Source organism: Acetomicrobium sp. S15 = DSM 107314 (assembly GCF_016125955.1).
Lineage (GTDB): Bacteria > Synergistota > Synergistia > Synergistales > Thermosynergistaceae > Thermosynergistes > Thermosynergistes pyruvativorans.
Map to the genome: position 1 here is coordinate 1 of NZ_JADEVE010000259.1, position 393 is coordinate 393.

Here is a 393-nt window from a genome sequence, read left to right on the forward strand (position 1 = left end):
TTCGTCTACCTCTTCTTCCTCTGGCGACGGGGCAAGCCCCAAGAGATAAAAAAGGCGTCTTATCATGATATTTCTCACCCCTCAAAGGGCCTTTTGAGGTCGAATATGGCGCGTCCTATCCGCACCATAGTGCTTCCCTCCTTTACCTTGATCCCAACAGCAGGTCTGGCAAAAAAGTGACAACCGGTGGGAAGAGGGTAATCACGATGAGGGCAGCAAAAAGGGGGATAAAAAAGGGCAAACAGGCTCTCGCTATTCTGGTCGATGGAGTACCTTACTATAACGCTACATACGGTGCCGGAGCTGCCGCTTATGACTTAAGGTCCATACCCGTGGACGATATAGAGCGGATAGAGGTCGTTAAGGGCGCGGGGTCGGCTCTTTACGGCTCCA

The 393-nt window shown here is 51.9% G+C and carries 2 protein-coding genes; both read left to right on the forward strand.

The genetic code is table 11. From position 1 onward, the window contains the following. The coding region (locus tag EZM41_RS13720; RefSeq protein ID WP_232619176.1) for a hypothetical protein at positions 1-180 on the forward strand (180 nt) is incomplete at its 5' end. 26 nt (positions 181-206) lie between these two features. Next, a partial coding sequence (locus EZM41_RS07145; protein WP_198470433.1) for a TonB-dependent receptor plug domain-containing protein occupies positions 207-393 on the forward strand: 187 nt, incomplete at its 3' end.